Origin of the sequence: Chitinophaga sp. (assembly GCF_036566945.1) — a bacterium.
Classification (GTDB): domain Bacteria; phylum Bacteroidota; class Bacteroidia; order Chitinophagales; family Chitinophagaceae; genus Chitinophaga.
Window position 1 is genome coordinate 1 of the sequence record NZ_DATCVJ010000879.1, and the last position, 4,058, is coordinate 4,058.

Annotated in this window: 2 protein-coding genes; one reads left to right on the forward strand and one right to left on the reverse strand. The window is 44.6% G+C overall.

Annotation, left to right across the window (positions count from 1 at the left end; genetic code table 11):
* On the reverse strand, nt 1–2,556 hold a 2,556-nt coding region (locus VIP81_RS26585; protein WP_331968442.1), incomplete at its 3' end, for a DUF4962 domain-containing protein.
* 806 nt (nt 2,557–3,362) lie between these two features.
* Between VIP81_RS26585 and VIP81_RS26590 the strand changes: the two genes are divergently transcribed.
* Nucleotides 3,363–4,058, forward strand: a 696-nt coding sequence (locus VIP81_RS26590) for a carboxypeptidase-like regulatory domain-containing protein (protein ID WP_331968445.1), incomplete at its 3' end; no start/stop codon positions are given.

Consider the following 4,058-nt stretch of genomic DNA (forward strand, 5'->3'; position numbering starts at 1 on the left):
TTTATCTGCCGGCACTTTCAGGGTAAAAGGCGATTGTACCAGGTGTGCGCTGGCACTCATACTCACCATGCGATCATCGATAGTAACGACATAGCTTCCGTTTGTTTCATAAAAATTAACCGGCAATGGTTTGGAAGAATCAGCGGCCATCTGGAAAATAGTCAGAAAGCGATCGCGTTTATTGGCTTCTTTCGGTGAAATCATGATGCGGTGTGCACTCGCTTCGGGCTTATTGGAATTTACTTTGTACTGAAACTCAAATGTACTATTGGCTTTATCCCCGCTCAGGATGTCTGTTTGCCGGTCTTTAGCGGCCGGCACCAGCATATCAACATATGTTTTGCCGCTTCCTCCATTTAGTTCATTGTGCAGCATTACACCGGTGGGTGTTTGCAGGGGTTCTTTCAGGGTATTGATCTGCCAGTATTTTTTAAATTCGGGCTTAGAAGTGGTCATATCATCTGTTAAGATAATCACGGCAGGCACATCTGATCTTTCCAGGTTGAGGAAGCAAAAGCCCCGTGTATAGCTACTCATCTTTGCCGTATACGCTGCGGTTAAATCTGCTTTAAAATAGCTATAGGAAGGCGTGTTTTTCGATGGGCCAAAATCAGCGGAAGACACGCTGCCGTAATTGAACCATGGATCTGACATGGTTTCGGCGGGCGTTGTCGGGAATCGCTGACTGAAGCGCGAACCGCCGTCCCTTGCTTCCGTTCTGAATAACAATGGCTCCTGAGGATCTCTTGCCAGCATCATACTGTGAGAGATGGAACGTTTATTAAAATTGAAATCGTATGGTGGGCCGTAAGATAAATACAGCCCGATACAACCCACCTGCATACCATGATAATAAATTTGTAATTCGCCCGCATCGGCATGTTGGTGATTACCAAAATGATAACCGCCGCCTTTTATGGCCGCAATCACATCATTGCTGTTGGGCGTATTATTCCATCCGGTTCTTGCAATCATGGAGCCCAGCACCGGACCGAAGTCTTTGGTCAATGGAAGTGATGCAGTACTGCGTTCCGCCTTCAATGCCGGATCATTCACTAACAGGTACAACACCGGATTATCAGGCAAGCCCCCTTCTCTTTCAAATTCGCCTTTTATCAATGGCTTATTGGCGTAGGCATAACATAGCAGCATGGTCTGGGGTTGTTTCCAATAGAAAGGTTTTCCATTGGGAGGTACGTTAAATACATCTCCATCATGCAGCATGGCGCCATTGGGCAGCCGCATATACAACCAATAGAGCGGTAAGTTTTTGATGTTATCATCAAAGACCGGGGCGCCGGTCATGCGGTAATACAACCAGGCGGCATGCATTTCCCAGCCAAAACGATAGGCGCCATAATCTACGCCCTGGTTATGCCGCGGTGATTGATATTCAAATTTCCGCATCGGTACCAGTTGTTCTAAAATAACGTAGGAAGTATATTGATAAGGAAGCGGATCTTCATCATACACGGCAATGCTCATGGCCAGTAAGTCGCGACTCACCTGCGCTTCATTACCATGACCATTGATGGCGCTGTTGTCAAAAGGGGGCCAGCCTATTTCCATGTCCCTCGCCAGGCGCATCAGATTTTTATACAATGCCCGTTTCTCCGGCTGACTTAAAAGATCGTAACACCAGTCATATACGAGGGAGCCTTTATAAATAGCGCGGCCAATTTCCCGGGTGATATCGCCGTATTTAACGTTGCCAAACTCAAGTACAGACAGATAGTTGTTCATCAACTGAACAGCTTCCCTACCCACCTTTTTATCTTTCGTCATGAGATAATAAAAGGCTTTTGTTTCAGCAGCCTTTTCTATTTCATCGTTATAGGATATTTCTTTATCGGGATTAAATGGAAAATGAAAAGGTGCTAATGCCTGCTTCTTTACTGTCTCCCAGGCGGCCTGGTTTTCCCCGGTATTTAACCGGGCTTTTATCATGGGTAAGGATTGGTCATTTACCCAAAGACGTGGCCTGCTTTTAGGAGGTACCACGGTAGGCTGGTAATTAATGGCTTCTTTCGGAATCGCCGGTGGGAGGTAATCCTTCCATTCAATACCTTCCAGACGTATTCCTTTCGGCAGCCATATTTTTATCTTCTGTGCCTGGCCTGTTAATTCAAATTTACCGGCTGTTTGTGTGCCATGATTCCAGGTATCGAACAGAATACGTTTGGTGGGACGTTGGTTATCTATCTGAATTTTAATAAATGCCGTTCCCAGTTTTCCATTTTTGATCAACTCGTTGAGATCTGCTGTGGTAACTGCGTAGGTATTCATTTCGTATATCCCTGGCCGTGGTACTTTCACATTAAACACCGCGTCAGGTGCTACCTGATTGCTATCCGCATGTTGCTTGAGTGCCAGCCATTTGATATGATGCTGGCTATCTTCTATCGCTTCGGTGGTGCGGGTGTTTATTTCTGCCTTATCTGCATACCATTTGTTTGCATACGGTTCCTTTGGTTGAATGGTTTGTGAAAATCCAATCAGTGAAGTCGTAGTCCATGCGATCAAAAAAAGAAATGCTTTCTTCTTGTTGACGGTCATCGGGTACTTTTTTGTTACGATCCGTTTTTCCGTGTTACACATGCTGTTTGCTATTATGAATTCAAAGGAGGAATAATGTGGGCAGGTATCTCCAAAACAAGCGTTTTGGTTTCCCGGCGATATTAGTTTTGGCAAGTCGTTCTAAAGCACCATGATATTACATACAATTATAGGTGTTTTTTGTATACAAAACAAGAGAATACAGGTAAACAAAGCGTCGATATCCCATTGCTTTTCATTTAGCCGATAATCGCCAGCAGGCCATTTAAAAGATCATACAGGCAATAACACCATATATTAGCCGCTCTTTCCGATGGACGGTAATAGCCGGATCGATAATTTTGTAAAATTATTTTTTGTATACAAAAAATATGTATATTCGTAAACAATAAAACTAGTATCATCAGAAAAAAGACCGACGCAAACGGTTATTATGTAGATCTCTGGCTATTCCTTTTTTAAATTGGCCATGCATTAAGTATAGAAGAAGATCCGGTGAAGTGCCACGCAACAGTTTAAGAAAAACCAGCCAGCAGAAAGAAAAAAACCAAAATTATTCCAGCGCAACAACAGCTGGAGATGATTCCTTTCGCGGAATCCTTCACTGATTTTTCTAAAGAAAAAAAATAAATACGAAAGTCAACCAATCAAACCGGCATTCATCTCTTGCTGTCGGTTTTCATTAAAAAAACTATACCAGGTATCAGCGCAACAGTGGATGGTGTATTGATGCGTGTGGCTATTAGCACATGAGCCACGTCGTCCCGGCTTAAGCAATATTTATTTTTAACCTGTAATTTAAAAATATGGTTTTTAACATCCATGCCAAGCGTAATAGCGCATTGCGACCTGCTGTTACGTCCACACCTGGCCTATCGAAACTTTGCATGATAGCAAAGCTTACTTTTCTATTAATGATGTTGGGAAGCATCCGGGTATCCGCTGCTATTAACCAGGACACCGTCATTATCAGCGGTACCATCACTGATAGCACAGGCACCCCGATGCCAGGCGTATTGGTAAAGGTATCCGGCGCCTCACAGGCGACTACTTCAGATGTGAATGGTCATTATCGTTTGGCCCGCATCCCGGAAGGCGCCACGCTTATATTTAGTATGATGGGCTATGTACCACAACAAATAAAAGCCAGTGGCAGTCAGCTGAATGTACATTTAAGAACAGGTACACGCATACTGGATGAAGTGGTGATAACAGACGGTTACCGAACCACTACCAGGGCTGCCAACACCAGTGCCATTGGTACCATAGGTGGTGCCGCTCTCGAAAACAAACCCTTCTCTACATTTATGCAATCCATGCAGGGAAAAATAGCCGGTGTTTCCGCGCCATTAACCAGCGGCCAACCCGGTGGGAATGTCAACATCAGGATTCGTGGCGTAGGCTCCCTTTCCTTATCATCTGACCCGCTGATCGTAGTAGATGGCATGATCGTGAACTCGGGCAGTTTATCCGGCGCCGTTACCACTTCCAATGCGCTCGCT